General features: G+C 72.9%; 30 protein-coding genes. 3 read left to right on the forward strand and 27 right to left on the reverse strand.

Going from position 1 to position 26,594, the window contains the following annotated elements:
* Positions 1 to 68: 68 nt before the first annotated feature.
* Positions 69 to 1,526, reverse strand: a complete 1,458-nt coding sequence (locus tag O7601_RS27175; RefSeq protein ID WP_281563903.1) for a PLP-dependent aminotransferase family protein — start codon at positions 1,524 to 1,526, stop codon at positions 69 to 71.
* A 58-nt stretch (positions 1,527 to 1,584) separates the two neighbouring features.
* Here O7601_RS27175 and O7601_RS27180 point away from each other — a divergent pair, with 58 nt between their 5' ends.
* Together O7601_RS27180 and O7601_RS27185 are read left to right on the forward strand one after the other, a co-directional pair.
* Positions 1,585 to 2,232, forward strand: a complete 648-nt coding sequence (locus O7601_RS27180; protein ID WP_281563904.1) for a hypothetical protein — start codon at positions 1,585 to 1,587, stop codon at positions 2,230 to 2,232.
* Between the two features lie 143 nt (positions 2,233 to 2,375).
* Positions 2,376 to 2,837 (forward strand): hypothetical protein, encoded by a 462-nt coding sequence (locus O7601_RS27185; RefSeq protein ID WP_281563905.1) that lies wholly within the window; start codon positions 2,376 to 2,378, stop codon positions 2,835 to 2,837.
* Positions 2,838 to 2,899: 62 nt separating this feature from the next.
* On the opposite strand, the gene hisF is transcribed toward O7601_RS27185, so the two are convergent.
* From hisF to hisD, 9 genes are all read right to left on the reverse strand, one after another.
* Positions 2,900 to 3,667, reverse strand: coding sequence for an imidazole glycerol phosphate synthase subunit HisF (hisF, locus tag O7601_RS27190; protein WP_281563906.1), 768 nt, complete (start codon positions 3,665 to 3,667; stop codon positions 2,900 to 2,902).
* A 67-nt stretch (positions 3,668 to 3,734) separates the two neighbouring features.
* Positions 3,735 to 4,733, reverse strand: coding sequence for an NADP-dependent oxidoreductase (locus tag O7601_RS27195; RefSeq protein ID WP_281563907.1), 999 nt, complete (start codon positions 4,731 to 4,733; stop codon positions 3,735 to 3,737).
* Positions 4,734 to 4,802: 69 nt separating this feature from the next.
* Positions 4,803 to 5,528: a bifunctional 1-(5-phosphoribosyl)-5-((5-phosphoribosylamino)methylideneamino)imidazole-4-carboxamide isomerase/phosphoribosylanthranilate isomerase PriA gene (priA, locus tag O7601_RS27200; protein ID WP_281563908.1), complete on the reverse strand. Its 726-nt coding sequence runs from the start codon at positions 5,526 to 5,528 to the stop codon at positions 4,803 to 4,805.
* Between the two features lie 22 nt (positions 5,529 to 5,550).
* Positions 5,551 to 5,871, reverse strand: coding sequence for a hypothetical protein (locus O7601_RS27205; protein WP_281563909.1), 321 nt, complete (start codon positions 5,869 to 5,871; stop codon positions 5,551 to 5,553).
* Positions 5,872 to 5,901: 30 nt separating this feature from the next.
* Positions 5,902 to 6,561 (reverse strand): imidazole glycerol phosphate synthase subunit HisH, encoded by a 660-nt coding sequence (gene hisH / locus O7601_RS27210; protein ID WP_281563910.1) that lies wholly within the window; start codon positions 6,559 to 6,561, stop codon positions 5,902 to 5,904.
* A complete protein-coding gene (locus O7601_RS27215) occupies positions 6,558 to 6,740 on the reverse strand; it encodes a hypothetical protein (RefSeq protein ID WP_281563911.1) in 183 nt (60 codons plus the stop codon). Before O7601_RS27215 ends, hisH begins: the two co-directional genes overlap by 4 nt.
* A 25-nt stretch (positions 6,741 to 6,765) precedes the next feature.
* Positions 6,766 to 7,377: an imidazoleglycerol-phosphate dehydratase HisB gene (gene hisB, locus O7601_RS27220; protein WP_281563912.1), complete on the reverse strand. Its 612-nt coding sequence runs from the start codon at positions 7,375 to 7,377 to the stop codon at positions 6,766 to 6,768.
* Positions 7,374 to 8,495 (reverse strand): histidinol-phosphate transaminase, encoded by a 1,122-nt coding sequence (locus O7601_RS27225; protein WP_281563913.1) that lies wholly within the window; start codon positions 8,493 to 8,495, stop codon positions 7,374 to 7,376. The genes hisB and O7601_RS27225 overlap by 4 nt, the downstream gene beginning before the upstream one ends.
* Positions 8,492 to 9,850, reverse strand: coding sequence for a histidinol dehydrogenase (gene hisD, locus O7601_RS27230; protein WP_281563914.1), 1,359 nt, complete (start codon positions 9,848 to 9,850; stop codon positions 8,492 to 8,494). The genes O7601_RS27225 and hisD overlap by 4 nt, the downstream gene beginning before the upstream one ends.
* 107 nt (positions 9,851 to 9,957) lie before the next feature.
* Here hisD and O7601_RS27235 point away from each other — a divergent pair, with 107 nt between their 5' ends.
* On the forward strand, positions 9,958 to 10,659 hold the full coding sequence (locus O7601_RS27235; protein WP_281563915.1) for an LON peptidase substrate-binding domain-containing protein: 702 nt from the start codon (positions 9,958 to 9,960) through the stop codon (positions 10,657 to 10,659).
* On the opposite strand, the gene O7601_RS27240 is transcribed toward O7601_RS27235, so the two are convergent.
* The 17 genes from O7601_RS27240 to O7601_RS27320 form a co-directional block, all read right to left on the reverse strand.
* Positions 10,571 to 11,320 (reverse strand): DUF2567 domain-containing protein, encoded by a 750-nt coding sequence (locus O7601_RS27240; protein WP_348650276.1) that lies wholly within the window; start codon positions 11,318 to 11,320, stop codon positions 10,571 to 10,573. The two genes, O7601_RS27235 and O7601_RS27240, sit on opposite strands and share 89 nt — an antisense overlap.
* A gap of 294 nt (positions 11,321 to 11,614) precedes the next feature.
* Positions 11,615 to 13,033, reverse strand: a complete 1,419-nt coding sequence (locus O7601_RS27245) for an AAA family ATPase (protein ID WP_281563916.1) — start codon at positions 13,031 to 13,033, stop codon at positions 11,615 to 11,617.
* A gap of 95 nt (positions 13,034 to 13,128) precedes the next feature.
* A complete protein-coding gene (locus O7601_RS27250) occupies positions 13,129 to 14,163 on the reverse strand; it encodes a hypothetical protein (RefSeq protein ID WP_281563917.1) in 1,035 nt (344 codons plus the stop codon).
* Positions 14,164 to 14,204: 41 nt separating this feature from the next.
* On the reverse strand, positions 14,205 to 15,149 hold the full coding sequence (locus O7601_RS27255) for an RluA family pseudouridine synthase (RefSeq protein WP_281563918.1): 945 nt from the start codon (positions 15,147 to 15,149) through the stop codon (positions 14,205 to 14,207).
* Positions 15,146 to 15,826: a signal peptidase II gene (lspA, locus tag O7601_RS27260; RefSeq protein WP_281563919.1), complete on the reverse strand. Its 681-nt coding sequence runs from the start codon at positions 15,824 to 15,826 to the stop codon at positions 15,146 to 15,148. Before lspA ends, O7601_RS27255 begins: the two co-directional genes overlap by 4 nt.
* Before the next feature lie 67 nt (positions 15,827 to 15,893).
* Positions 15,894 to 16,313: a TraR/DksA C4-type zinc finger protein gene (locus O7601_RS27265; RefSeq protein WP_278179724.1), complete on the reverse strand. Its 420-nt coding sequence runs from the start codon at positions 16,311 to 16,313 to the stop codon at positions 15,894 to 15,896.
* A gap of 230 nt (positions 16,314 to 16,543) precedes the next feature.
* Positions 16,544 to 16,849 (reverse strand): DUF167 domain-containing protein, encoded by a 306-nt coding sequence (locus O7601_RS27270; protein ID WP_281567057.1) that lies wholly within the window; start codon positions 16,847 to 16,849, stop codon positions 16,544 to 16,546.
* Positions 16,850 to 16,859: 10 nt separating this feature from the next.
* Entirely contained in the window at positions 16,860 to 17,432 is a 573-nt protein-coding gene (locus tag O7601_RS27275) for a hypothetical protein (RefSeq protein WP_281563920.1), read from the reverse strand.
* A 74-nt stretch (positions 17,433 to 17,506) separates the two neighbouring features.
* Positions 17,507 to 18,310 (reverse strand): DivIVA domain-containing protein, encoded by an 804-nt coding sequence (locus O7601_RS27280; RefSeq protein ID WP_099844722.1) that lies wholly within the window; start codon positions 18,308 to 18,310, stop codon positions 17,507 to 17,509.
* 44 nt (positions 18,311 to 18,354) lie between these two features.
* Complete coding sequence (locus tag O7601_RS27285) at positions 18,355 to 18,660, reverse strand: YggT family protein (RefSeq protein ID WP_093401140.1); 306 nt, start codon at positions 18,658 to 18,660, stop codon at positions 18,355 to 18,357.
* 29 nt (positions 18,661 to 18,689) lie between these two features.
* A complete protein-coding gene (locus O7601_RS27290) occupies positions 18,690 to 19,385 on the reverse strand; it encodes a cell division protein SepF (RefSeq protein ID WP_281563921.1) in 696 nt (231 codons plus the stop codon).
* Between the two features lie 193 nt (positions 19,386 to 19,578).
* On the reverse strand, positions 19,579 to 20,328 hold the full coding sequence (locus O7601_RS27295) for a YggS family pyridoxal phosphate-dependent enzyme (protein ID WP_281563922.1): 750 nt from the start codon (positions 20,326 to 20,328) through the stop codon (positions 19,579 to 19,581).
* A 9-nt stretch (positions 20,329 to 20,337) separates the two neighbouring features.
* Entirely contained in the window at positions 20,338 to 21,453 is a 1,116-nt protein-coding gene (ftsZ, locus tag O7601_RS27300; RefSeq protein ID WP_281563923.1) for a cell division protein FtsZ, read from the reverse strand.
* A gap of 240 nt (positions 21,454 to 21,693) precedes the next feature.
* On the reverse strand, positions 21,694 to 22,473 hold the full coding sequence (locus O7601_RS27305) for an FtsQ-type POTRA domain-containing protein (RefSeq protein WP_281567058.1): 780 nt from the start codon (positions 22,471 to 22,473) through the stop codon (positions 21,694 to 21,696).
* A gap of 32 nt (positions 22,474 to 22,505) precedes the next feature.
* Positions 22,506 to 24,056 (reverse strand): UDP-N-acetylmuramate--L-alanine ligase, encoded by a 1,551-nt coding sequence (gene murC / locus O7601_RS27310; RefSeq protein ID WP_281563924.1) that lies wholly within the window; start codon positions 24,054 to 24,056, stop codon positions 22,506 to 22,508.
* Positions 24,053 to 25,159: an undecaprenyldiphospho-muramoylpentapeptide beta-N-acetylglucosaminyltransferase gene (gene murG, locus O7601_RS27315; protein ID WP_281563925.1), complete on the reverse strand. Its 1,107-nt coding sequence runs from the start codon at positions 25,157 to 25,159 to the stop codon at positions 24,053 to 24,055. Before murG ends, murC begins: the two co-directional genes overlap by 4 nt.
* Entirely contained in the window at positions 25,159 to 26,568 is a 1,410-nt protein-coding gene (locus O7601_RS27320) for a putative peptidoglycan glycosyltransferase FtsW (RefSeq protein WP_281567059.1), read from the reverse strand. Before O7601_RS27320 ends, murG begins: the two co-directional genes overlap by 1 nt.
* Between the last annotated feature and the right edge of the window lie 26 nt (positions 26,569 to 26,594).

The following is a 26,594-nucleotide window of genomic DNA, read 5'->3' on the forward strand; positions in this document are numbered from 1 at the left end:
CGCACCCGTCCCTCCCCGGGGTGCGGGGCCGATCCGTGTCGCGCCACGGACGGCGGCGAGTCGACCGCTCAGGCGATGACGCTCGGCTCGCGCCAGCGGGGCTGCCCCGCCCGGTCCAGGTCGTACCGGACCGCCGCGATCCGCCCGACCGCCTCGACCAGGTCGGCGGCCGGCAGGGTGAACGGCAGCCGCAGGAAACGCTCAAGCGTCCCGTCGAGACCGAAACGGGGTCCGGGCGCCAGGCGTACGCCGACCTCCTCGGCGGCCCGCGCCAGGGCGCTGGAGATCGGCCCGTCCAGTTCGGCCCAGAGGGTCACCCCGCCGCGCGGGACGGTGACCCGCCACTCCGGCAGCCGGGCGGCCAGCGCCCCGAGCAACGCGTCACGCTGCACGGCCAGTTGCGCCCGCCGGGCGGTCACGATGGCCGGCGCGACCTCCAGCAGGTGCACCGCGACCAACTGGTCCAGCACCGGGCTGGACATGTCCACCCCCACCCGCGCCGCGGCCAGCCGTTGCACCTGCGGCGCCGAGGTGCGGATCCAGCCGATCCGCAGCCCGCCCCAGAACGGCTTGCTCATGCCGCCGACGCTCACCACCCGGGAGTGCCGGTCGAAGCTCGCCGTGGGCGGCGGCAGGTCCGTCCCGTCCAGCGGCAGGTCCACGAACGACTCGTCGATCACGAGGTCGGTGCCGACCGCGTGCGCGGTGGCCACCAGCCGTTCCCGCAGCTCGGCCGGCATCAGGTGGCCGGTCGGATTCTGGAAGTCGGGGATCAGGTACCCGACCCGGGGCCGCACCTGCCGCAGCGTGCCGAGCAGGAGGTCCGCGTCCCAGCCGTCGGCGTCGGCGGCCAGACCGTACGTGGTGATCCGGGCTCGTCGGGCGGCGAGCGCGGCGAGCGCGTTGGGATAGCTCGGCGACTCGACGAGCACCCCGCCGCCGGGCGCCAGCGCCAGCCGCAGCACCAGGTCCAGGGCGTGCTGCGTACCGTTGGTGACCATGATCTGGTCGGGCGAGGTGGGCAGGCCCCGCTCGGTGTACCGCTGGGCGACCGCCTCCCGCAGCTCGATGATGCCGATCGGGTGGTACCCGGCGCCGCTCAGATAGCGGGGCAGGTCCTCCGCCGCCGCGCGGGCCGCCGGCAGCAGCTCGGGCGGGGCGGCCAACGCCGCCACTCCGAGGTCGAGCATGTCCCGGTCGTCCAGCGGGATCCAGAGGCCGTTGGGCGCCACCCGGTGTGTACCCGGCAGCATCGTCCAGCTTCCGGCACCCCGCCGGCTGGCCAGGTGCCCGCTGTCGCGCAACTCGCGGTACGCGGCCGTGACGGTGGTACGGCTGATCCGCAGCGCCTCGGCCAGGTCGCGTTCGGCCGGCAGGCGTACGCCGAGGGGTAGCCGCCCGTCGGCGAGCAGACCGCGTACCGCCCCGGCCAGCGCGGCGTAGTCGGGGCTGCGTCGCCGGCCGGGCAGGGCGTGCCACTGCCCGAGCAGCCGGGCCAATTGGACCCCGCGCACCTGACTGACCATGGCCACTCTCCCAATATTGGCTCTATCACGAGGCCAATTGGCACCTAGAGTGGCATGCGTGGCAATAATTGGCAACCTTCGGCACCGGCCGACCCGACGACTCACCCACCTCTTCGTCGGGCTCGCCCTCTACGGCTTCAGCATGGCGCTGATGATCCGCTCGGGGCTCGGGCTGAACCCGTGGGACGTCTTCCACCAGGGGTTGTCCCGACTGACCGGCCTGAGCATGGGCACCGTGGTCATCGCGGTGGGCGCGCTGGTGCTGCTGGCCTGGATCCCGCTGCGCCAGCGCCCCGGTCTCGGCACCGTCGCCAACGTGGTGGTGATCGGCCTGGCGGTCGACGCGACCCTGGCCCTGCTGCCACCCGGAGGGCCACTAGCGCTGCGAATCGTCCTGCTGGTCGTCGGGATCGTCGGCAATGGCGCGGCCACCGCGCTCTACCTCGGCGCCCGCCTCGGCCCTGGCCCCCGGGACGGACTGATGACCGGCCTGGTCGCCCGCCGCCCCGGCCGGTCACCACGTCTGGTCCGCACCGTCATCGAGGTCGGCGTGCTGGCCGTGGGAGCGGTGCTCGGCGGCACGGTCGGCATCGGCACCATCGCCTACGCGCTGACCATCGGACCGCTGGCCCAACTGTTCCTGCCGCTGTTCGACGTCGCCGAACCGAATCCAGCTGCACTGGTCGAGCCAGCCCCGGCGGCCTGACGAGCACCCGGCGCCGCCGACACATACCGGATCGGATCGATCCCGTCCACCCACATCGACTGTCGGCAATCATGATGCCACTCACGGTCGCAGTGCGACGGTCGGTGTTTTCCTGGAGCCGGGTCGCCCGGCAGAATCTCCGCATGGGGGACAACGCCTGGCGTCGCACCGACGCATGGATCTTCGTCTCGCTGGTGATCGCCAGCGGCGCCGGACGCCACCGACGGTCCACGACCACCCGCCGCCCCGAGGGGGTACGCCTCGCCGACGTGCTCTCCACAGCCGACCATCTCGACCGCAGCATCCCCGATCGGCACGACATCGAAAAGGCGATCCGTCGGCTGCTCGGCGCCGGGCTGGTCGACGTCTCCGACGGCTGGTTCCGGATCACGCCCGACGGCGAGCACCTGTGGCGCTCACGACCCAGCGCCGGACTGGCCACCACCGTCGACACCGTGCAGGGCGTGCTCAGCCGCCGGCATGCGCCCGGCACCGCAGACTGGCACCTCGACGAGCAGGAGCACGCCGCCGCCGTGCAGGAGTATCTGGTGCGATCCATCCCGATGCCCCGGCGCTCCCCCGAAGGACACTCCGGCCGCGGCTGACCGCCGCGCCCTCCGCTGCGGCCGTCCGGATGCGACCCGCCCGCCGCAGTGCCCCGCCGGCGTCAGCGCACCGGGTGACCGGCGCCGCGCAGCACGTCCTTGACCTCCGCCACGGTCAGCTCCCCGAAGTGGAACACACTGGCGGCCAGCACCGCGTCGGCGCCGGCACCGATCGCCGGAGGAAAATGGGCCGCCGCACCGGCGCCCCCACTCGCCACCACCGGCACGTCGACGACCCGGCGCACCGCGCCGATGAGCTCCAGATCAAACCCGGCCTTCGTGCCGTCGGCGTCCATCGAGTTGAGCAGGATCTCACCCGCGCCCAGCTCGGCGCCGCGCCGCGCCCATTCCACGGCGTCCAGCCCGGTGCCGCGCCGCCCGCCGTGCGTGGTCACCTCGAAGCCACTGGCAGTGGTGCCCGCCGGTGCCCGCCGCACGTCGAGGGAGAGCACCAGCACCTGCCGACCGAACCGCTCCGCGATCTCCGCGAGCAACTCCGGGCGGGCGATCGCCGCCGTGTTCACCCCGATCTTGTCGGCACCCGCGCGCAGCAGGGTGTCCACGTCCGCCACCGTCCGCACCCCGCCGCCGACGGTCAGCGGGATGAAAACCGACTCCGCCGTACGCCGGACCACGTCGAGCATCGTGCCCCGGTCACTCGACGACGCGGTGACGTCGAGGAAGGTCAACTCGTCGGCGCCCGCCCGGTCGTACGCGGCGGCCAGCTCCACGGGATCGCCCGCGTCCCGCAGGTCGACGAAGTTGACGCCCTTGACCACCCGTCCCGCGTCCACGTCGAGACAGGGGATCACCCGCACCGCCACCGTCATGCGACGAGCCTATCGCCGCCCGCACGACGGTCGCCGGCCCGACCGCGTCGACGGGGTGCGCCGCCGGTCACAGCCGGACCAACATCTTGCCGAGGTTCTCCCCCCGCAGCAGGCCGAGGAAGGCCGCCGGGGCGTTCTCCAGCCCGTCGACGATCGTCTCGTCGTAGAACAGGGTGCCCTCGCGCAGCCAGCCGGAGACCTCCCGGACGAACTCATCCCGCAGGTGCCCGTGGTCGCTGACCAGGAAACCGCGCAGGGTCAGCCGCTTGCCGATGACCTGCGCCAGGTTGCGCGGCGCGGCCGGCGCCTCGGTGTCGTTGTAGTGCGCGATCATGCCGCAGATCGCCGCCCGGCCGTGCAGGTTCATCGACGCGATCGCCGCCTCCAGATGCTCGCCGCCGACGTTGTCGAAGTAGACGTCGACGCCGTCCGGGGCGGCGGCCCGCAGCAGGTCGCGTACCGGGCCGTCGTGGTAGTCGAAGGCCGCGTCGAAGCCGAGCGCCCGCAGTCGCTCGACCTTGGCCGCCGATCCGGCGCTGCCCACCACCCGGCCCGCGCCGCGGAGCCGGGCGATCTGGCCGACCATGCTGCCGACCGCGCCGGCCGCCCCGGAGACGAAGACCGTCTCGCCCGGACGCATCGCGGCCACCTCCAGCAGCCCGGCGTACGCGGTCAGCCCGGTCATCCCGAGCACACCGAGGTACGCGGTCACCGGCGCGAGATCCGGGTCGACCTTCCGGGCGGCCTTCGCCTCGACCAGCGCGTAGTCCCGCCAACCGAGACCGTGCAGCACGGTGTCGCCCGGGGCGAACCCGTCGGCCTCGCCACTTACCACCTCGCCGACCGCCCCACCGTCCAGCGGCGCGTCCAGGGCGAACGGTGGCACGTAGGACCGCACGTCGTTCATCCGCCCGCGCATGTACGGGTCCACCGACATGTACCGGTTGCGGACCAGCAGCTGCCCCGGGCCGGGCGGGGGCACCTCGGCGGAGACGAGCCGGAAGTTGTCCTCGGTGGGCCAGCCCTGCGGGCGCGAGGCCAGCTGGATCTCACGGTTGGTGGGCACGGGAGCGTCCTTTCCACTGCCGTCGGGGCGATGGCAACGGCGAGGCCGGGGCGGAACCCCGGCCGGGGGTCACGGGTTGGCCAGGACCGCCAGGGCCTGCGCCACGGTGAATGCCTCCGCGTACAGCGCCTTGCCGGCGATGACCCCCTCCACGCCCACCGACTCCAGAGTGGCCAGCGCCCGCAGGTCGTCCAGGGTGGAGACGCCGCCGGAGGCGATCACCGGGGCGGTGGTACGGGCACACACCTCGCGCAGCAGGTCCAGGTTCGGCCCGCGCATGGTGCCGTCCTTGGTGATGTCGGTGACCACATACCGGGAAGCGCCGGCCTTGTCGAGCCGCTCCAGCACCTCGTACAGGTCGCCGCCGTCGCGGGTCCAGCCCCGGGCCGCCAGGGTCCGCCCACGCACGTCCAGCCCGATCGCGACCCGGTCGCCGTACTCCGCGCAGACCCGGTCGCACCACTGCGGATCCTCCAGCGCGGCGGTGCCGATGTTCACCCGCTCGGCACCGGTGGCCAGCGCGGCACGTAGCGAGGCGTCGTCCCGGATGCCGCCGGACAGCTCGACCCGTACGTCGAGACGGCGGACCACCTCGGCGAGCAAGCCGGCGTTGCTGCCCCGGCCGAACGCGGCATCGAGATCGACCAGGTGGATCCACTCGGCACCGTCGCGCTGCCACGCCAGCGCGGCCTCCAACGGGTCGCCGTAGGTGGTCTCGCTGCCCGCGGCGCCCTGCACGAGCCGAACGGCCTGGCCGTCGGCGACGTCCACGGCAGGCAACAGGGTGAGGCTCATGTGTCGTGTCCCTCTCGGATGGTCAACGGCGGTCCAGGGCGATCACCACGATCACCGGCAGGACGAGCAGCAGTAGCAGGATCAGCCCGACCCGCAGCGCCAGATCGGGCACGAACACCCAGATGAGGGTGATCGCGGCCAGGGTGAGCGCCACGATCGCGGCCCGCTCGCCCTGGGAGTATCTCGGCAACCTGCCGGTGCGGCCACGACGCACCGTCGGCACCACCCGGCGGACCAGCGCCCGACGGCGGGCCCGACGGGCGGTGGCCCGCTCGCGCAACACCCGTTGCCGGGCCGCCTCCGCCTCGCGGGCCGCCCGGCGCTGGGCCCGTTCCCTGCTCACGGTGCCTCCCCGCAGGTGTGCCCCACCGGCTCAACCACCGGCGGGCACGGTGGCCAGCCAGTTGCGCAGCAACGCGGCACCGGTGTCGGCGGACTTCTCGGGGTGGAACTGGGCGGCCGACAGCGCGCCGCGTTCCACCGCCGCGACGAAGTCACAGTCGTGGTGGGCCGTGGTCACCCGGGCCCCGGACGCCGTCAACGCGGCGGGATCGCCCACCGCGTACGAGTGGACGAAGTAGTACCGGCTGTCGGCGGGCAGCCCGGCGAAGAGCACCGAACCGACCGGTGCCTGCACGGTGTTCCAGCCCATGTGCGGCAGCCGGGCGGCGGCGAGCCGGGTGACCGAGCCCGGCAGCAGGCCCAGTCCCTTGGTCACCACTCCGTGCTCGTCACCGGACTCGAAGAGGATCTGCATGCCGACACAGATGCCCAGCACCGGACGACCGGCGGCGACCCGCCCGGCGATCACCGGCCCGGCGCCGATCGCCTCGATGCCGGCCACACAGGCGGCGAAGGCGCCCACTCCGGGAACCACCAGACCGTCGGCGTCGGCCGCGGCGGCGAGATCACCGCTGACCAGCACGTCGGCGCCGGCCGCGGCCAGCGCCCGCTCGGCGGAGCGCAGGTTACCCGAGCCGTAGTCGAGCACCACGATCCGACGTCGCCCGCCCGGGGCGAACCCGCCGGTCATGATCCCTCCCCCGGCAGCAGCCAGAGCACCCCCGCGGCGGTGGCCAGCACGGCCAGCAGCGCGGTGACCACCACCGCGCCGCGGGGCGCACCCTGCCGATGCAGGGACAACGCCCCGCCGACCAGCACGCCGGCCAGGATCAGCAGCAATGTGGGCAGGATGCCGCTCACCGGCGACACCCCCGTCGCGGCGTACCCGGGCCCGTCACAACGCCCCCTTGGTGCTGGGAATCGCCCCGCCCGCCGTCGGGTCCACCGCGGTGGCCTTCCGCAGCGCCCGGGACACCGCCTTGAACTGCGCCTCGACCACGTGGTGGGCGTCCGGGTGCCCGCCGGGCCGGGCCGCCCGCAACACGTCCACGTGCAGCGTGATCCGGGCCGCCTGGCCGAACGACTCCCAGATGTGCCGGGTCATGCTGGTCGGATACACCGGGCCGATGTACGGCGCCAGGGGCGGCTCGTCGTGCACCACGTACGGCCGGCCGGAGAGGTCGACGGCGGCCCGGACCAGCACCTCGTCCATCGGCACGGTGGCCGAACCGTACCGGCGGATGCCCGCCTTGTCGCCCAGCGCCTGGTCGAAGGCGGCGCCGAGGGCCAGCGCGGTGTCCTCCATCGTGTGATGCGCGTCGATCTCCAGGTCGCCCACGGTACGGACGGTCAGGTCGAAGCCGCCGTGCCGGGCGATCTGGTGCAGCATGTGGTCGTAGAAACCGACCCCGGTGCTGATCTCGGCCACTCCGGTCCCGTCGAGGTCGACCTCGACCAGGACCTTGGTCTCCTTGGTGATCCGCTCCACCCGGGCGGTCCGGCTCATGATCTGCCTTTCGTCGGTAGCGGCTGCGGGGCGATGGATCCCTCGCGCTGAATACTGTCCACGGCGGCGAGGAAGGCGTCGGTCTCGGCCCGGGTGCCGGCGGTGACCCGCAGCCAGCCGGGCAGGCCGACGTCCCGCACCAACACGCCGTGCGCCACCAGCGCCCGCCAGGCCACCGACTGGTCGCCGCCCACCTCGTACAACACGAAATTGGCGTCGCTGTCGGCGACCCGCAGGCCACGGCGGCGCAGTTCGCCGACCATGCGGTCACGCTGCTCGGCGATCTCGGCGACCGTGCCGAGCAGCGTGTCGCAGTGGGCCAGCGCGGCCCGGGCGGCGGCCTGGGTGAGCGCGGAGAGGTGGTACGGCAGCCGGACCAGCTGCACCGCCGCCACCACCGCCGGATCGGCGGCAAGATAGCCCAGCCGGCCACCGGCGAACCCGAACGCCTTGCTCATCGTCCGGGTGACCACCAGCCGTGGCTGCCCGGGCAGCATCGTCAGGGCGCTGACCGTGCCCGGCCGGGCGAACTCCGCGTACGCCTCGTCGACCACCACCATCCCCGGAGCGACGTCGAGGACCGCGCCGATCACCGCCGGGTCGAGCGCGGTGCCGGTGGGATTGTTCGGCGAGCAGAGGAAGATCACGTCCGGCCGGTGCTCGCGGACCTGCGCGACCGCCTCGTCGACGGTCAGCACGAAGTCGGCCCCCCGACGGGCCGGCACCCACCGGGTGCCCGTGCCGAGCGCCAGCAGCGGATGCATCGAGTACGCCGGGGTGAAGCCGAGCGCGCTGCGTCCCGGCCCCGCGAACGCCTGGAGCAGTTGCTGCTGGACCTCGTTGGAACCGTTGGCCGCCCACACGCCGTCGCCGGTGAGCCCGTGGCCGAGGTACCCGGCCAGGTCGGCCCGCAACGCCCGCGCGTCCCGATCGGGGTAGCGGTTGAGGTCGCGTAGTTCCGCAGCGAGAGCCTTGCCGATCGCCTCGGCCACCGCCTCCGGCAGCGGGTGGGAGTTCTCGTTGGTGTTCAGCCGCACCGGCGCGTCGAGCTGCGGCGCGCCGTACGGCGACAGCCCCCGCAGATCGTCCCGGATCGGCAGGTCGGCCAACCCGGTCATGTGGTCGCCCCGGTCGGCGTCTGGGAAGCCGGGTCCCGGTGAGCACCGGGGAACCGGGCGGCGACCGCCTCGCCGTGCGCCGGCAGGTCCTCCACGTTCGCCAGGGTCACCACGTGGCCGGCGACCTCCCGCAGCGCCTGCTCGGTGTACTCCACCACGTGCACGCCGCGCAGGAACGACTGCACCGACAGCCCGGACGAGTGCCGGGCGCATCCCCCGGTGGGCAGCACGTGGTTGGAGCCGGCGCAGTAGTCGCCCAGCGACACCGGCGAGTACGCGCCCACGAAGACCGCCCCGGCATTGCGTACCCGCATCGCCCACTGCCGGGCGTCGGCGGTCTGGATCTCCAGGTGCTCCGCCGCGTACGCGTCGACCACCCGCAGGCCCGCCGTCAGGTCGTCGACAAGCACCACGCCGCTCTGCTCGCCGCCCAGCGCGGCGCCGACCCGCTCGGCGTGCTTGGTGGCCGGCACCAGTCGGGCCAGCTCCCGGTCCACCGCATCGGCCAGGGCTACCGACGGGGTGACCAGCACACTGGCCGCGAGGGGGTCGTGCTCGGCCTGACTGATCAGGTCGGCGGCGACGTGCACCGGGTCGGCGGTGTCGTCGGCCAGGATCGCGATCTCGGTCGGGCCGGCCTCCGCGTCGATGCCGACCACCCCGCGCAACAGCCGCTTCGCGGCGGTGACCCAGATGTTCCCCGGGCCGGTGATCATGTCCACCGGAGCGCAGTGCGCACTGCCGGCGGCGTCGACGGCACAGCCGTACGCCAGCATCGCCACGGCCTGGGCGCCGCCGACGGCGTACACCTCGTCGACGCCGAGCAGCGCGCAGGCAGCGAGCACCCGCGGATCGGGCAGGCCGCCGTTGTCCTTCTGCGGCGGGCTGGCCACCACCAGCGACCGGACGCCGGCCGCCTGGGCGGGCACCACGTTCATCACCACGGTCGACGGGTACATCGCCAGCCCACCGGGGACGTAGAGACCGACCCGGTCGACTGGGATCCACCGCTCGGTGACCGTGCCGCCGGGCACGACCTGGGTGGTGTGGTCGACCCGTCGCTGGTCGGCGTGCACCCGCCGGGCCCGGGTGATCGACTCCAGCAGCGCCGCTCGAACCTGGCCGTCGAGCGTGCCCTCCGCAGCCGCGATGGCCTCCGCCGGCACCCGCAGCACTTCGGGGGCGATCCCGTCGAACCGCTCGCTGGCCTCGCGGACCGCCGGATATCCATGCTCACGCACCGCCGCGACGATCGGGCGGATGCGCTCGACCGCCACCGAGACGTCGAGCTGGGCACGAGGCAGCAGGTGGCGCGGGTCACGCGCGCCACCGCGCAGGTCGATCCGGTTCAACACGCCTGCGAGTCTAGGCGGCCGTCCGCCGGGCCGACCGACGCCGCCCGCTGTCCGGGACGGTGAGCCGGGACACGCCGCCGCCCGCCGATCGGGCTACGCTTGATCACGTGACCGCACGGCTGCCGGTGTTCCCGCTCGCCACGGTGCTCTTCCCGGGGCTGGTGCTGCCGCTGCACATCTTCGAGGAGCGTTACCGCGCGCTGGTCCGACACCTCGTCGCGCTGCCCGAGGGCGCACCGCGCGAGTTCGGGGTGGTGGCCATCCGCAGTGGCTGGGAGGTCGCCTCCGGCGCCGGTCAGGACCGTTCCGGCGTCGGCGAGGTCACCCTGCACGAGGTGGGCTGCACCGCCGAGCTGCGGCAGGTCACCGAGTTGGAGGACGGGGGCTTCGACATCGTCACCGTTGGGCGGCGTCGCTTCCGGATGGGCGACGTCGACCGGAACTCCGCGCCGTACCTGACCGCCGAGGTGCAGTGGTTGCCCGAGCCGGATGGCCCGGACGAAACCGCCGACCTGCTGGCGGCCCGGGTGATCGCCGTCTTCCGGCAGTACCTGGGCTTGATCCGGGCCGAGGCCGGTCAGCTCACCGAGCAACTGCCCGAGGATCCGACGGTGCTGTCCCACCTGGTCGCCGCGACCGCGGCGTTGACGCTGACCGACCGCCAGCGACTACTCGCCATCGACGGCACGGCGGCCCGGCTGCGCGCCGAACTGAACCTGCTCAACCGCGAGGCGGCGCTGCTTCGCCAGGTGCGGGCGGTTCCGGTACCGCTGGCGGAGCTGGCCTCGCCTCCGCCGGCCCCGAACTGACCTCGTCCGCCCGCTGCGAACCGGCCCCTCCCGTCGGTCCGCTACCGGCCACTCCCGCCGGCCCCGCTGGCAGCGGCGGAGGCGCGGCGAGCCAGGCCGCGTCCGACTCCGGCTCGGGTCGCAGCGACGGCCATCGCGACCAGCCGGCGAACAGGGTGTACGTCACCGCGGCGGCGAACGCCGGCAGCAGCAGGTTGCCGTAGGGCACCGGCAGCACCCCGAGGAACAGCTCGATCCCGCCGGCCCGCAGGTCGGCCGGTTTGCTGAAGCGCGTGCCGTCCGGGGCGCTGTCCAGCAGCCGCTGGTAGCTGGCCAGGCCGACCCGACGCCCCACCTGCCAGGCGACCAACCCGGCGGCGAGCCCACCGGCCGCCGCGACCACCAGCCCGACCGGTCCCCGGTGGCGACGCAGCAGGAACCACACGGCGAGCGCGGTGAGCACCCCGAACGCCAGCCCGAGCAGGCTGAACCACCCGTCTGCGGCGATCGGCTGTTCCGGCTGCGCCTGGCCGTAGACCGCGCCGTCGCCGCTCTTGACAACCGGCGTGGCCGGCGCGACCGCCGCCCAGAGCCACCCCAGCGGCGCCCCCAGCAGGCCCAGGACCAGCACCGTCGCCGCACCGACCGCCACCACGCGGCCAAGCCCGACCGGCCGCCCCACGGTCGGCTCGGCGGCCTCGGCGGACGACACGGCAGCCCCCGCCGCCCCGTCGCCTGGCGACTCGGCACCCTCGGCGGCCGGCCCGGTGGCCGTCGTCGGCCTGGTGTCCGACTCGGTGGGCGGCCCGGCGGCGTCCGTCACCGGCTGGCTGGTCGATCTGGTCGTCGGCTCGGTCGGCGACGGCGGGAAGGCAGCCGGCGGCCGTGCGGGCGGCTCGGCGGCGGGGGTGGTCGGGCTCACCCGATGATCCTCGCAGCTACCGTCGTCGGTCGTACACCGTGTCGCGACAGCAGCTCACCGTGAGCTGCCGAACGGCTCCAGCATCGCCGAGGCGGCCCGCAGCCAGGCATGTCGGGTCTCGCCCTGGAGTTGGTGGTACTCGATCGACGAGCCCGTCTCCAGCGCCGGATCATACGGCACCACGGTGACCGCCCGGGTCCGGGTGGCGAAGTGCTTCTCCAGGTCGCCCTGCAACGGCAACCGGCCCGGGGTGGGACAGGAGATCAGCGTGACGGCGTTGTCGGCCAGCTGGCCCATCCCCTCCTCGTGCAGCAGGTCGAGCATCCAGTCTGCGCTGAATGCGGCATCCTCACGGGGCACCGTGGTGACCACCAGCTGGTCGGCGGCCTGCATGACCGTGCGCCAGTTCGGGCTCTCCACGTTGTTGCCGGTGTCCACACAGATCACGTCGTGGGTGCGACGCAACAGTTCCAGCACCCGCTTGACGGTGAACTGGTCCAGCCGTTGGGCGAACCGGGGGCTCTCCTCGCCGGCGAGCACGTCGTACGACCCGTCGGAGGCGTGTCGCAGGTAGTCGTCCAGGATCTCCAACAGCTCGGCACCCTCCCGGATCTCGATCTGCACGAGATCGGCGACCAGGTGCCGGATCGTACGGGCATGGCGGGCGCTGCCGGCGCGCAGCCCGAGGGTGCCGCGTAGCTCGTTGTCGTCCCAGGCCAACACGCCACGGCCGCGTACGCTGCCGACGGTCGCCGCGGCCAGCACGGTGGCCGTGGTCTTGTGCACCCCGCCCTTCGGATTGGCGAAGGCGATCACGCGGGGGGTGCCCAGGTCGCGCCGGAGCACGGCGGCGGCCCGGTCGAGGTCGCTGCCGGCGCTCTGCGCACGCCACTCGATGCGCCCCGGGCGGCCGGCCACGGTGGCCGGTGGCGGCACGGCCGGCGGCGGTGCCGGCGGTGCTGGCGCCGCCGGCGGCGGTGCCACGGCCGGCGGCGCCAGCACCGCCGGAGGCGGCTGGTAGCCGCCGTTGTCCAGCAGGGCGTACCGGGACTCCACCGGCGGCGGCGCGGCGTGCCGGTAGCCGTTGTCCAGCAGGTTGTACCGGGACTCCATCGGCTCCGGCCGGCGCGGCTCCGGCACCGCCGGGTACGGCGGCTGCGCCGGCTGTCCCCGGTAGGGCTGGGCCGGATGCGTCGGGTCGACCCGGTAGGCAGGTTCGGCGCGGTAGGCCGGCTCCTCGCCGTACGACCGGTCCGCCGGCTGACCGACGGCCGGCACCCGCCCCGCGTAGCCGGTGCCGGGCCCCCGCCGCGGCAACTGCTCAGGCGACGGTGCCGGCGGTGGCTCCTCGGCCCGCCGCTCGGCGGCGGTCGGCTCTGCGCTGCGTCCGCCGAGGCGGGCTCGGTCGAGCAGCGCCCGCCACCGCGGTGCGGGTTCGGCGGGCCGTCCCCAACCGGTCTCGCTGCCCTCCACGGATCGCCTCCCCAGCGCTTCGGTCTCCGTCTGACAGGCTACGAACGAAAGCCTACTGAGGCCACACCGGGCGGCACCCGATGTGTCGACAGCCGTCAAGGTGTCGGCTCTGGATCATTCTCGTCCACGGTGTCTGCCGAGGTCGAAGGCGTCCATGTGGTAGCCGAAGGTGCGGGCGGTGGCGGCGACGGAGACGGTGACGGATCCGTCACCTCCGGCGGTGTCAGCGGGCGGTCCGCCACAGTCGGCTCCGGCGCGGCTGGGCTGTCGGTGACGGCAGCGGTGGCATCGGCGGCGGTGGCGCTCACTGTCGGCTCCGGCGCGGACGTCCGATCGATCGGCGGCCGGACGATGTCCCGCTGCTCGGGCAGCGGCGGGGTGAAGACGGTCCGCTCCAACCGCCGGACCTCCGGAGCGGGATCCACCACTCGCACCCCGGACCGGGCCGCGACGCCGCGTAGCTTCGCCGGTTCGGCGCGTACCACCAGGGCGTAGAGGCAGGCGCACTCGGCCCGGAACGCGGCCGCCTCCGCCGCCGCGACCTGAGCGCCGCTGAGGTACAGGCCACGCAGCTCGCGTTCCTCCGGCCCGCCGCCGCCCAACGCGGTGGCCCGGGCCCGGTAGTCGGCGGCCTCGCGCTCCTTGCGCTCGGCAAGCTTGATCATTCCGGCCGTCACGTCCTCCGGCACCCGCTGGGCGGGGATACGGACGATCTCGGTCTGCCGCTGCGGCAGCGGCACCCGTCCGAACACCACCGCGACCCCCACGTCACCGACCACCGCGGCGAGCCGGGCCGGGGTGAGGTACTCGGTGAGCGAGACCAGGGCGTACGTGCCGTCGCCGAGCGAGCCGGCCAACGCGGCCAGGTCTGCCGCCGCGGTCGCCTCGTAACGCGGGATGGAGTCGCCCTCGACCACGCCCACCCTGGTCACCTCGCCGACCGTGCGGTCCGGCAGGGGCGGACCACCCGTGGCGAGCACGGCCGTGGCCAGCACCGCCGTGCACGACAGCATCGCCACCCAGCCGAGCAGCGGAGTGCGGCTCGGGCCGTGGCCGAGCCGAGTCACGGTGGCCGCGAGGCGGGGCAGCAGTCGCTGGTCCAACTGCCGCAGCAGATCGCCGGCGCGCACGGGCGGTCCCCTCGTCGGTCGGTCGGAACGGGTGGGACGCGTCAGTCGCGGAGGATCTCCAACGCGCGCCCCAGATCGTCAGGGTAGTCGCTGACGAAGCGGACCTCGTCCCCCGTACGGGGGTGCTCGAAGCTCAACTCTCTGGCGTGCAACCACTGCCGGTCCAGTCCGAGCCGGGCGGCGAGTGTCGGATCGGCTCCGTACGTGAGGTCACCCACGCACGGATGCCGCAGCGTCGAGAAGTGCACCCGGATCTGATGCGTACGGCCGGTTTCCAGCCGCACGTCGACCAGGCTCGCGGACGGAAAGGCCTCGATGGTGTCGTAGTGGGTGATGCTCGGTTTACCGCCGGAGACCACCGCCCAGCGGTAGTCGTGGTGCGGATGCCTGTCGATCGGGGCGTCGATGGTGCCGCGCAACGGGTCCAGGTGTCCCTGCACCACCGCGTGGTAGCGCTTCTCCACCTCCCGATACTTGAAGGCCCGCTTCAACACGCTGTACGCCTGCTCGCTCTTGGCCACCACCATGACGCCGGTGGTGCCGACGTCGAGGCGGTGCACGACGCCCTGACGCTCGGCGGCACCGCTGGTGGCGATCGTGTGCCCGATCGCGGCGAGCCCGCCGATCACGGTCGGGCCGGTCCACCCGGGACTGGGATGCGCGGCCACGCCGACCGGCTTGTCCACCACGACGATGTCGTCGTCGGCGTACACCACGCGCAGGCCGGGCACCGCCTGGGGCACCACCACGGGCGCCGTGGCGGGCGCGGGCAGCGTCACCTCCAGCCAGGACCCCGCCCGCACCTTGTGCGAGTTGGCTCGTACCGCACCGTCCACCAGCGCTTCCCCGGCGTCGACGAGCGCGGCGGCGGCGGTCCGGGACAGGCCGAACAGCCGGGCGACGGCCTGGTCCAGTCGCATCCCGTCGAGTCCGTCGGGCACCGGCAGGCTCCGCTGGTCGCCGCCGGCGGCGAAGGTGGCCGTCACGCCCGCTCCCGCCGTCCGCCGTCGGTGTCGCCCTGGTCGCCGGCCCCGGCGGGCTGCCGGTCGGCGGTGCCGTCCCCGGCCGGTGGGTCCTCCCGGTCGGTGTCACTGCGCCGCTCGTCGGACAGCGCCCGGGTACCGTCGCGCTGGCGTCCGGTGAACTCCAGCCCGACGGCGAGCAGCACACCGCAGACCAGGGCGCTGTCGGCGACATTGAAGATCGGGAAGACCCGACCGTACGGGTCGAAGACGCTGAACATGTCGACCACGTGCCCGACGAACCAGCCCGGCGCCCGGAAGATCCGGTCGAGCAGATTGCCGACGACGCCACCGACCACCAGGCCCAGCGCGACCGCCCACGGCACCGAGCGCAACGTCCGCGCCATCCAGGCGATCCAGCCCAGCACCCCGATGGCGATGATCGGAAAGATGAAGGTGTAGTCCTTGCCCAGGCTCCACGCGGCCCCGCTGTTGCGGGTCAGCGACAGGTAGAGAGCCCCGCCCAGCAGTCGCACCGGCTCGCGATCGCTGAGTTCCTGGAGGGACAGGTGCTTGGTCAACAGATCGACGGCCAACGCGAAGACCGCAAGCGAGAGGAGGACCGTGACGGCTCGGCGCCGCGATCTCGTGGCGGTGCCCGACCCGGTGGTGCCGGATCCAGCGGGCGGTGCTGCGCTCATCTGCTCCCCATCGACTATCGCGGCGGCACTGTCGCACCGCTGCGCACTCAGGCCGGGGAGCGTGCCGTCAGCGCCGCTCCTCCAGCTGCTTGCAGGTCACGCAGAGAGTGGCCGACGGGAACGCAGCCAGCCGCTCCACCGGGATGGGGTTGCCGCATCGTTCGCACCAGCCGTAGCCACCCTCATCGAGACGCTCCAGGGCGCGCTCGACCTGCGTGATCCGTTCCAGGATGCTGTTGGCGAGGGAGATCTCCTGCTCCCGCTCGAACGTCTTGGTGCCGGTGTCGGCCTGGTCGTCCCCGGCCGAGTCGGTGAGGCGGTCGCGCTGCAGCTCGGTGATCTCGCTCAGCGTCTGATCGTACTCGGCTCGCAGTTCGTCGTGCCGGGCCGCCAACGCGGCTCGGATCTTCTCGGTCTCCGCGGCGCTGCGGGTGGACTTCGCCGCAGGCTTGCGGCCTGCGGTCCTGGTGTCGGCTGGCTTGGCCATCGTCGCTCCCTCGGCCACGGAGCCGCGGGTGTACCCGCGACGCCTCGACAGGGGCCGCCGCATCGGCCGCCCCAGGTACAAAACGGGCGCGCGGCCACGGGGCCGCGCACTCCGGAGGTTGGCAAGGATACGGAACGTAAAGGCGTCCGACAACGTGCCGCACCGAGACGCCCGTTCCACCCCGTTACTGCCATTTCGGGGCAAAGGGAACGCTAGCAGATGCCCGACACTCAGCCGGCCGGTTCCACCCCGTCCCGCAACCGACCCAGCCGGCCGATCAGATCCGGCCCGGACGGCGTGACCAGGAAGAGCTTGTCCCTACTCGCCGCGCCGGTGCGCAGCGACACGGTGGCCGGCCGAACCCCGAGCGCAGCGGCCAGCGCACGACGGGCGGCCTCGGTGGCCCGGCCGTCAGCCGCCGGCGGATGTACCGCGATGACGAGAGCGGGCCCGTGCGGACCGTCGAACCGGCCACCCACGCGGGCCCGGGAGGCGCCCGGTTTCACCCGTACGGCGACGACAAGCGTCTCGTCCAACGGGGCCACGTCAGCGGCGCTCGGTCTCCGCCAGCAAGACGGTGTCCGGCGTGCAGTGGGCGCAGGGGGTGAAGCCGAGCTCGACCGCCTCGGCGACGGGCAGCGGTTCGTGCTCCCGGCCGACCAGGTGCGGGCACTCGCCGAGGTGGTAACGCGGCCGGCCGTCGACGACCCGCACCTCGTCCGCGAGGCGGACCACCCGGGCGGCCTGCTCCGCCGTGGTCTCCTCGGCGGCGGGCTCGTCGTCGTACCCCTCGGCGACGGTCGGCCGCTCGCGCGGCTCGGTCACCGGCGAGCCGGGTGGTTGCCGCCACCCGGCGTCGCCGATGTCCACGGTTGCCGAGGTCTGCTGGGTCGGAATGCCCGACCCACGCCCGTCGCCGTCGCGAGGGCTGGATCCTGCCGCAGCGCCGCTGGGAGCCGAGGCCCGGCCAGCCGCCTGGCGGGCACCCGCGACCAGTGCCACGGCGGCCAGCAGGCTGGCCCCGATCGAGACGACCAGCAGTGGGCTGGAGCCACCGGCCAGGCCGAAGACCAGCAGCACCACAGCGACGAGGATGAGCCCGAGACTGATGACTATCATGGCTCACCCTCGCCGTGTCGTACCGATGAGGCTGGGCGGGTGATCGCCGCGCTGGCGGCAGTCACCGACCCGGTTCAGCGACCGGCCTCAAGCGCGCCGGAGCGGCCCCCGCCGTAGGAACCGGCGAGACCCGCCGCAGCGAGTCCGTTGCCGGCGGCCCGGGCACCCTCGCCGCGGGTCATCTCGGCCTCCAGGCCCTGACCGCGGCCGTCGAGGTCGCGCAGCTGGCTCTCCAGGTACGCCTTGAGCCGGGTGCGGTACTCCCGCTCGAACTGCTTGAGCTCCTCGATGTGCTTCTGCAACGCGGTGCGCTTGGCGTCCAGGCCGCCCATGGCCTCCTGGTGCCGCTGCCGAGCGTCGCGCTCCAGCGCGTCCGCCTTGGCCCGGGCCTCGCGGGTGACCTCCTCGGCCTTGGAACGGGCCTCGGAGAGCAGCTGGTCGGCCTCGCGGCGAGCGTCGGAGACGTGGTCGTCGGCGGTGCGCTGGGCCATCATGAGCACCCGCAGCGCCTGCTGCTCGCCGTCGGGGCCGGCCGCGGCGCCGCCGACACCGACGGAGCGGACCTGCTCCAGCTCGGCCTGCATGGCGCGGGCGGCCTGCTCGGCGGCGGCCTTGTCGCGCTGGACCCGGTCGAGCTGGGCCTTGACGTCGTTCAGCTCGGCCGCCAGGCGGGCGTCGCCGCCGGGGCCGGCCGGGGCACCGCCCCGCCCACCGCGCTCCACCTGGGCGCGCAGTTCGTTGTTCTCCTCGATCAGACGGGCGAGTTCGCGCTCGACCTCGTCCAGGAAGGCGTCGACCTCCTCCTCGTCGTAGCCCCGCTTGCCGATCGGCGGCTTCTTGAAGGCGACGTTGTGTACGTCGGCCGGGGTCAGCGGCATCGAAACTCCTCGGGTCAGTTGCGGCCGCGATAGCGCGTCGGTCATCAGGCGGTCCTGATGATCGCCGGCTCTAACACAAACCTCATCAGCACGAACAGGATAACCAGGAGCACAAGGGAGGCCAGGTCGATGCTCACGGTACCAATTCGCAGCGGAGGGATCACACGCCTCAACGCCCGGAGCGGGGGATCAGTGACGCTCCACACGGATTCCAGTCCGGCTGACGCTCCCCGACCGGGCTGCCAGCGTCGGCCGTACTGCAACACCGCGCTGAGTACGAAACGGGCCAGAAGAACGATCAGAAAGACATACGTGGTCAGGTAGAGGACCTGCAACAAGATCGACAACACGGTAGGCGACGTCCCTCGGGTCGGGCGGGTCAACTCAGGCTGAAGAACCCGCCCTCAGCGATCTTGGCCTTGTCCTCCGCGGTGACCTGGACATTGGCCGGTGAGAGCAGGAACACCCGGTTGGTCACGCGCTCGATCGTACCGCGCAGCCCGAAGGCCAGCCCGGCGGCGAAGTCCACCAGACGGCGGGCATCCGCCTCGTCCATTTCGGTGAGGTTGATGATCACCGGCACCCCGTCGCGGAAGTGCTCGCCGATCGTCCGCGCCTCGCGATAGGTGGTCGGGTGCAACGTGGTGATCTGGTAACGCTGCTCCTCCTCGGCCATCAGCGGGCGCTCACGCGGCTGCACCTGTGGTGCCAGGGCGAGATTGTCCCGGGTGTGGTAGGTCAGCGCGCCGGACGGCTCGCCGGTCGACCGGGTGATCGACCGGACACTGGACCGCTCGGCCCGCTCGGCCCGCTCCGGGCGCTCGGACTCCAGCCGCTCGGCCTCGCCCAGCCGACCCTGTCGCTCGCTCAGCCGCCCACGGTCACCCAACCGTGGACGCGGCGCCGGCGGCTCCTCCGGCTCCTCCTCCTCGTCGGCGAACTCCTCGGCGTACCGGCTCTGCCGGTAGCGCGACTCCCGGTAGCCACCCTTGTCGTAGCCACCGTCGTCGTAGGCCCGCTCGTCGTCCTCTTCGACCAGTCCGAGCCAGACCCCCGCCTTGCGCAGTGCACCCATCCCCGCGCCCTTCCCGTCCGCCGTGCGGCACACGCCCCCGCCGTGTCGCCTGTCGCGAGTGGACCATTCCTGCCCACCGGACTGGAACGGCAATCCCCCGACGCGCAATTCGCGTTGCACGTCACGCCCCCCGTCGCCGGGAAGGCCGTTCCCACAAACAACACTGATGTAATTTGCTTCCCTCGCGGCCAGGCTACCGCAGCGTGGGACGCATTCCGAGCAACGCGCTGCCGACGCGGACATGTGTCGCGCCGTGACCGATCGCCGCCTCCAGGTCGCCACTCATGCCGGCGGAAAGCTCGGTGGCCTGCGGATGGTCCGCCCGCACCAGCGCCGCGACGGTAGCCAGCCGGGCGAAGGCGCGCGCCGGCTCCCAGCCCAGCGGTGCCACCGCCATCAGGCCAGCCAGCCGCAGCCCACGGGCGGTGGCGACCGCCTCGGTGACGGCCCCGAGGCCCACGTCCGGATCGGCCGAGTCCGGCACGGCACCGCCCCGCGCCGCATCACCGTCGATGCTGACCTGCACCAGCACGTCCAACGGCCGGTCCCGGTCGATGGTGGTGACGCCGGCGTCCAACGCGGACGCCAAGCGGACGCTGTCGACGGACTGGACCACGTCCGCGTACCGCAGCACCGACTTGACCTTGTTGCGTTGCAACCGGCCGACGAAATGCCAGCGCGGAGCGACCCCGGCGGCGGCGACCTGCGCCGCCTTGGTCGCCGCCTCCTGGTCGCGGTTCTCCCCCACGTCGGTCACGCCGAGACCGACAAGTGTCACCACATCGGACGCCGGGTAGGTCTTGGTGATCGCGATCATGGTCACTTCCGCCCGGTCCCGGCCTGCGGCCGCGCAGGCGTCGGCGATGCGGGAGCGTACGCGGGCGAGCCCGGCGGCGATCTCCGCGCGCCGGTCGGCTCTCACCGGGGCTTGACTGTCGGTCATCGGCGGTGTTCAGGACCCGTTCTTCAGGAAGTCGGGCACATCCACGTCGTCGAAGAGCACCCGGCGCGGCGACTGCGGCGCGGTCGGCGTGGCCGGCGACGGCAGAATCGGAGTGCTCGGCTGGGCCGGCTGGTTCTGATTGGTCTTGCGGGCCGGCTCGGCCGCCTTGTACGCCGGGGTGCCACCGTCGAAGCCCGCCGCGATCACGGTGACCCGCACCTCGTCGCCGAGCGCGTCGTCGATGACCGCGCCGAAGATGATGTTCGCGTCCGGGTGCGCCGCGTCGGTGACCAGTTGGGCCGCGTCGTTGATCTCGAACAGGCCGAGGTCGGAACCACCGGCGATGGAGAGCAGCACGCCACGGGCACCGTCCATGCTCTGCTCCAGCAGCGGGCTGGAGATGGCGGCCTCGGCGGCCTCCACCGCGCGGTTCTCGCCTCGGGCGCTACCGATGCCCATCAGCGCGCTGCCCGCGCCGCTCATCACGCTCTTGACATCGGCGAAGTCCAGGTTGATCAGACCCGGCGTGGTGATCAGATCGGTGATGCCCTGCACACCGGAGAGCAGCACCTGGTCGGCCGTCCGGAACGCGTCCATCATGCTGATGTTGCGGTCACCGAGCGCCAGCAGCCGGTCGTTGGGAATGACGATCAGGGTGTCGCACTGGTTACGCAGCTCGTCGATGCCGGCCTCGGCCTGCACCTGGCGGCGCTTGCCCTCGAAGGAGAACGGGCGGGTGACCACACCGATGGTCAGCGCGCCGAGCTTGCGGGCGATGTTCGCCACCACGGGCGCCCCGCCGGTCCCGGTGCCGCCACCCTCACCGCAGGTCACGAAGACCATGTCGGCCCCCTTGAGGACCTCCTCGATCTCGTCGCGGTGGTCCTCGGCGGCGTTCTTGCCGACGTCCGGGTTGGCGCCGGCGCCCAGCCCCCGGGTCAGCTCGCGGCCGACATCGAGCTTGACGTCGGCGTCGCTCATCAGCAACGCCTGCGCGTCGGTGTTGATCGCGATGAACTCGACGCCCTTGAGCCCAACCTCGATCATCCGGTTGACGGCGTTGACGCCGCCACCCCCGATGCCGACGACCTTGATGACCGCCAGGTAGTTGTGCGGAGGTGTCATCTCCGGTCCTTTCCTTCGAGATCGGCTACTCCACCGACCGGGCTTCGGCCTGGCCGGACCGACGGTCGACGCAGCTCCACCACCGAGGTCGAGAGGTAAACCCTGACCCTCTACTAGAGGGTTAGAGTTATGTCAACCACTGATCCTCTTCGGGGCAACGTAAGCGCAGCCGAGCGATGAGCCAAGGACCTCTCCGGCGTGTCGCCGGTGTAGCGAGACGGCTCACCACTGATCGGTCGCTCACCGGAAGGTGACCACATCCGGCGCGCTCACGTCGATCCGGGCCGCGTCCTGGTCGAGCAGCGCGGTGGCCACCCGCGCCTTGTCCGCGCCCCGGGTCGCGTCGCCCCAGAACACCGTACGGTCGTCAGGCAACCTCAGACTGATCCGGGCCAACCCCTCGACACGGATCTCCACCAGTTGGTCGAGCAGCTCCGGGGTGAGCGCACCGAGCACCTCCAGACCGGCCCGGGTGTCCGGGTCGTCCGGACCGGGCGTGGCCAGCCGCACCAGCGGCAGGCCGTCCGGGCGCTGCGGCACCGTCCGGAACACCACCCCGGCGGCGTCCACCACCGCGTACTGTTCCCCGCGCGGCACCACCGCCACGCCCGTCCGCTCGGTCAGCCGTACCACCAACGCGTCCGGCCAGTCCCGGGTGACGGTGACCCGCTCCACCGGCGGCAGGGCGCCGATCCGGTCGGCCAGCGCGGCCAGGTCCACCCGGGCCAACGGCGCACCGTCCGGCACGCCCGCCGCGTCCCGCACCTGCACCGCCGTCACCAGATCGGCGCCCTCCACCCGCACCTCGCGTACGCCGAACAGGCCGGTGCCCAGCAGCGTCCACGCCACCAGCCCGGCCACCGCGAGCACACCGCCGGCCACCGCCCAGGGCAACGCCGCACGCATCCGGCGACGCCGGGCCCGGGCCATGAACCGCCGGGTCGAGGCGGGTACCGCGTCGCTGCCGGCGCGTACCAACTGCCAGCGGCGCACGGGGCGACGCCCCGCGCCGCCGTCCACACCGGTGCCGCGCCCCCGGGCCGGACCGGGACTCATTCCGCGACGGGTGCCGCGCCGTCCACGCCGACCGCCCCGGGCACACTGCCCCCGATGCTCGTCGACCCCCCGGCCACCCCACCGGCGACGGTGCCGGTCAGCGCCGACGCACCGGCGGTACGTGCCGCCAACGCGGCCAGCAGCTCGTCACCCATGAGCGAGATCGGCGGCGCTCCCATCGTCACCACCACGTCGCCCGGCCGGGCCCGGCGGGCCACCTCGGCCGGTGCCGCCTCCCACGTGTCGACGAAGATCTTCCGCTCCGCCGGCAGCGACACCGCCTCGACCAGCGCCGTCGAGCCCTCCCCGGGGCCACGCTGCTCGCCCGGCCCGAAGACCTCCAACAGCACCAGTTCGTCGGCGATCGCCAGCGCCTCGGCGATCTCCGCCTGCAACTCCCGGGTGCGGTAGAGCCGGTAGGGCTGGAAGACGACGATCAGACGACCGTCGCCGGCCACCTCGCGCAACGTCCGCAGCGCCAGCGTCATCGAGGTCGGATGGTAGGCGTACTCGTCGTAGACCAGCACCCCGTCGACGACGCCCTTGCGCTCGAAGCGGCGGCGCACCCCCGGAAAAGCAGCGAGCGCGGCCTCCGCCGCCGGCAGCGGCAACTCCAGCAGGTACGCGGCCAGCACCGCCGAGGCGCTGTTGAGCCCCATGTGCCGGCCCGGCACCGGCAGCCGGAACTCGCCCAGCGAGCGACCGTCGATGTGGGCGAGGTAGCGCACTCCCCGCGCCGAGGAAGCCATGTCGGTCAGTCGCAGGTCGGCGTCCTCGGCCTCCCCGTAGGTGTACACCCGACGCCCCTCGGCGCGCAGCGTCGCCGCCAGCCGGCGGCCACCCGCATCGTCGGCGCAGGTGATGACGAAGCCGTCCGGGTCGGTGAGTCGGGCGAACTCGGCGAAGGTGGCCTCCAGGTTGGCCAGGTCGCCGTAGGTGTTCAGGTGGTCGGCCTCGATGTTCGTGACGATCGAGACGAACGGGCGGTAGATGAGGAAGGAGCGGTCGCTCTCGTCGGCCTCCACCACGAAGTACTCACCGGTGCCGTGGTGCGCCCCCGAACCGACCTCGGAGATCTCCCCACCGATCACGAAGGACGGATCGGCCCCGGCCTGTTGCAGCACCATCGTGACCATCGAGGTGGTGGTGGTCTTGCCGTGGGTTCCGGCGACGGCCACCGTACGACGACCGGTCATCGCGGCCGCGAGGGCCTCCGAACGGTGCAGCACCCGTAGCCCGCGGCGGCGCGCCTCGACCATCTCCAGATGGTCGGCGGGAATCGCCGAGGAGTACACGACCGTGTCGACCCGGTCGAGGTTGGCAGTCTCGTGCGTCATGTGGATCGTCCCCCCGAGCGCCCGCAGGCCGGCCAGCGACGGCCACTCACGCAGCTCGCTGCCGGAGACCGGCAGACCCCGGGTCAAAAAGAGCCGGGCCAGCCCGCTCATGCCGACGCCACCCACCCCGATCAGGTGGATGTGGCCGAGATCCTCGGCGGTCAGCGTGCCCGCCGGGCTGAACGTGGTCAGCTCGCTCCTCGCGCTCACCGAGTCACCGCCTCGTAGACGAAGTTGAGCAGCGCCTCGTCGCCGTCGCGCCGGCCGTAGGCCGCCGCGGCGGTACCCATCGCGTGCAGTCGCTGCGGGTCGCGGATCAGCGGGATGACCGTGCGTTCCAGCCAGTCCGGCGTCACCTCGGCGTCGTCGACGAGCAGACCGCCACCGGCCTCGACCACCGGCAGCGCGTTGCGCTTCTGCTCCTGGTTGCTGTGCGGGTAGGGCACGTAGATGGTCGGCAGCCCGATCGCGGCGACCTCGGCGCAGGTCATCGCCCCGCCCCGGCCGAGCATCAGGTCCGCCGCCGCGTACCCGGCGTCCATGTCGGAAAGGTACGGCAGCGTCACGTACGGCACCGGCAGGTCGGTCGGGACCGACACCTGCTCGTTGCGGGCACCGATCACGTGCAGCACCTGGACGCCGTTGCGGGCCAACTCCTTCGCCGCCCCGGAGACCGCGAGGTTGATCGACCGGGCGCCCTGCGAGCCGCCGGCGACGAAGAGCACCGGCAGGTCGGGACGGAGCCCGAAGTGTGCCCGCGCGGCATTACGCATCGCCGCCCGGTCCAGCCCGGCGATGCTACGCCGCAACGGCACGCCGACCACCCGGGCGTCGCGCAGCGACTCCGCCTGCGCCGGCTGGTGCGGGAAGCCGACGGCGACGTGCTTGGTGAACTTCATGCCCAACCGGTTGGCAACCCCCGGGGGCACGTTCACCTCGTGGATCACGATGGGCAGCTCCCGCCGCCAGGCGGCCAGATAGGCCGGCACCGAGACGTACCCACCGAAGCCGACCACCACGTCGGCGCGTACCTCGTCGATGACCTTGCCCGCCGCGCGGGCCGCGGTCCACATCCGCCCCGGGGTACGGACCAGATTCATATTTATCGAGCGGGGCAGCTGGTAGGCCGGGATGTTCCGCAGGTCGTACCCGGCCGGCGGGATCAGCTCGTTCTCCAGGCCCTTCGGTGTGCCGAGACAGGTTATCCGGACGCCGGGGTCGTGCCGGCGCAGGCAGTCGGCGAAGGCGAGCAACGGGTAGATGTGCCCCCCGGTGCCACCTCCTGCGAGCACCACCGAACGCAGCGGACCCATCAACGTCTCCTCTCGTTCGCCGACCCGCTCCGACCCCGGCTGTCCCGGGCGCCACGCGACGCGGCCTGGTCGTCCCTACGCCGCTTGCGTGCCTGAGGCACGGAGCCCCGAGCGGTCGACGGCGGCGCCGAGCGCCGCCGCCGGCCGGGAAGCGGCGGCAACGGTGCCCACACTAGTCGGACCCACCGGGCCGGCGGACGGGCATGCAGGGCCCGGGCCGCATCGGGTTCCGCCCGGGCGAACGAGGCCAGCATGCCGACCGCCGCGAGGGTCACCACCAGGGCGCTGCCACCGTCGGAGATGAAGGGCAGCGGTACGCCGGTCAGCGGCAGCAGCCCGATCACCCCACCGATGTTGATGAACGCCTGCCCGACGAGCCAGGCGGTGGCGCCGGCGGCGGCCAGCCGGCGGAACGGGTCGTCGACCCGGCGGGCGATGCGCAGGCCGGTGTAGCCGAGCACGGCGAAGAGGGTGACGATCACGGCACAACCGACCACGCCCAGCTCCTCGGCGATCACCGCGAAGATGAAGTCGTTCTCCGCGGCCGGCAGCCAGGCCCACTTGGTCCGCCCCTGGCCCAGCCCGGTGCCGAACCAGCCGCCGTTGGCGATGGCGTAACGGGCCTGGACCATCTGGTAGCAGAGTTCCTCCTTGCAGCCCTCCAGCGGCGGCGGGCTGAAGAAGACGGTGAGTCGGGCCAACCGGTAGTTCTCCTCGCCCCGCACGCCGGAGCCGGCACCGAGGGAGGCCACCGCGACCAGCAGGCCGATGCCGAGCAGCCCGATCGCGCTGAGCGCGGCGAAGACCCGCAGCCGCACCCCGGCGGCCCAGAGCAGCCCCACCACCAGGGCCAGCAGGCAGAGCATGCTGCCCAGGTCGTTGTAGCCGACCAGGACGAACAGCAGCCCCACCACCGGGAACAGCGGCGTGGCCAGCTCCCGCCACCAGCCCAGCGCCGCGCCCTTGCGGGCGAGCACGTGCGCGCCCCACAGCACCAGCGCGAACTTCGCCAGCTCCGAGGGTTGCAGGCTGACCCCGCCGATGTAGAGCCACAGCAGGTCGGCCTCCAGCGGGCCGATCTTCGGCTCGCCGTTGGTCAGCCGCCCGTACGCCTCCAGCAGGTTCAGCAGCACCAGCAGCACCACCGCGACCAGCAGGGTCGGCCGACCCAGGGCCCGGTAGGTGCGCGCCGGCAGGCGTTGGCAGGCCCAGAACGCGACGATGCCGACCACCGCGAAGATCGCCTGCTTGGTCAGCGACGCCGAGGCGTTGCCGTCCTGGGCGTAGTCCCGCACGCTGGTGGCCGAGAAGACCATGGTCAGCCCGATCAGCAGCAGCAGGCCGGCGCTGGCCAGCAGCAGGTGGTAGGAGGCCAGCGGCCGGGACAGCAGGCCGCGCAGCGCGGCCAGCGACCCCACCGCGTCCAGTCCTCGAA

It is taken from the genome of Verrucosispora sp. WMMD573 (assembly GCF_027497175.1).
GTDB lineage: Bacteria > Actinomycetota > Actinomycetes > Mycobacteriales > Micromonosporaceae > Micromonospora.

Excerpts from the sequence above, each read along its gene's own strand:
- O7601_RS27175 (WP_281563903.1), bottom strand. The coding sequence starts at position 1,526 with ATGGTCAGTCAGGTGCGCGGGGTCCAATTGGCCCGGCTGCTCGGGCAG.
- O7601_RS27185 (WP_281563905.1), top strand. The coding sequence starts at position 2,376 with ATGGGGGACAACGCCTGGCGTCGCACCGACGCATGGATCTTCGTCTCG.
- hisF (WP_281563906.1), bottom strand. The coding sequence starts at position 3,667 with ATGACGGTGGCGGTGCGGGTGATCCCCTGTCTCGACGTGGACGCGGGA.
- priA (WP_281563908.1), bottom strand. The coding sequence starts at position 5,528 with ATGAGCCTCACCCTGTTGCCTGCCGTGGACGTCGCCGACGGCCAGGCC.
- hisH (WP_281563910.1), bottom strand. The coding sequence starts at position 6,561 with ATGACCGGCGGGTTCGCCCCGGGCGGGCGACGTCGGATCGTGGTGCTC.
- hisB (WP_281563912.1), bottom strand. The coding sequence starts at position 7,377 with ATGAGCCGGACCGCCCGGGTGGAGCGGATCACCAAGGAGACCAAGGTC.
- O7601_RS27225 (WP_281563913.1), bottom strand. The coding sequence starts at position 8,495 with ATGACCGGGTTGGCCGACCTGCCGATCCGGGACGATCTGCGGGGGCTG.
- lspA (WP_281563919.1), bottom strand. The coding sequence starts at position 15,826 with ATGAGCGCAGCACCGCCCGCTGGATCCGGCACCACCGGGTCGGGCACC.
- O7601_RS27265 (WP_278179724.1), bottom strand. The coding sequence starts at position 16,313 with ATGGCCAAGCCAGCCGACACCAGGACCGCAGGCCGCAAGCCTGCGGCG.
- O7601_RS27275 (WP_281563920.1), bottom strand. The coding sequence starts at position 17,432 with ATGATAGTCATCAGTCTCGGGCTCATCCTCGTCGCTGTGGTGCTGCTG.
- O7601_RS27280 (WP_099844722.1), bottom strand. The coding sequence starts at position 18,310 with ATGCCGCTGACCCCGGCCGACGTACACAACGTCGCCTTCAAGAAGCCG.
- O7601_RS27290 (WP_281563921.1), bottom strand. The coding sequence starts at position 19,385 with ATGGGTGCACTGCGCAAGGCGGGGGTCTGGCTCGGACTGGTCGAAGAG.
- O7601_RS27295 (WP_281563922.1), bottom strand. The coding sequence starts at position 20,328 with ATGACCGACAGTCAAGCCCCGGTGAGAGCCGACCGGCGCGCGGAGATC.
- ftsZ (WP_281563923.1), bottom strand. The coding sequence starts at position 21,453 with ATGACACCTCCGCACAACTACCTGGCGGTCATCAAGGTCGTCGGCATC.
- murG (WP_281563925.1), bottom strand. The coding sequence starts at position 25,159 with ATGGGTCCGCTGCGTTCGGTGGTGCTCGCAGGAGGTGGCACCGGGGGG.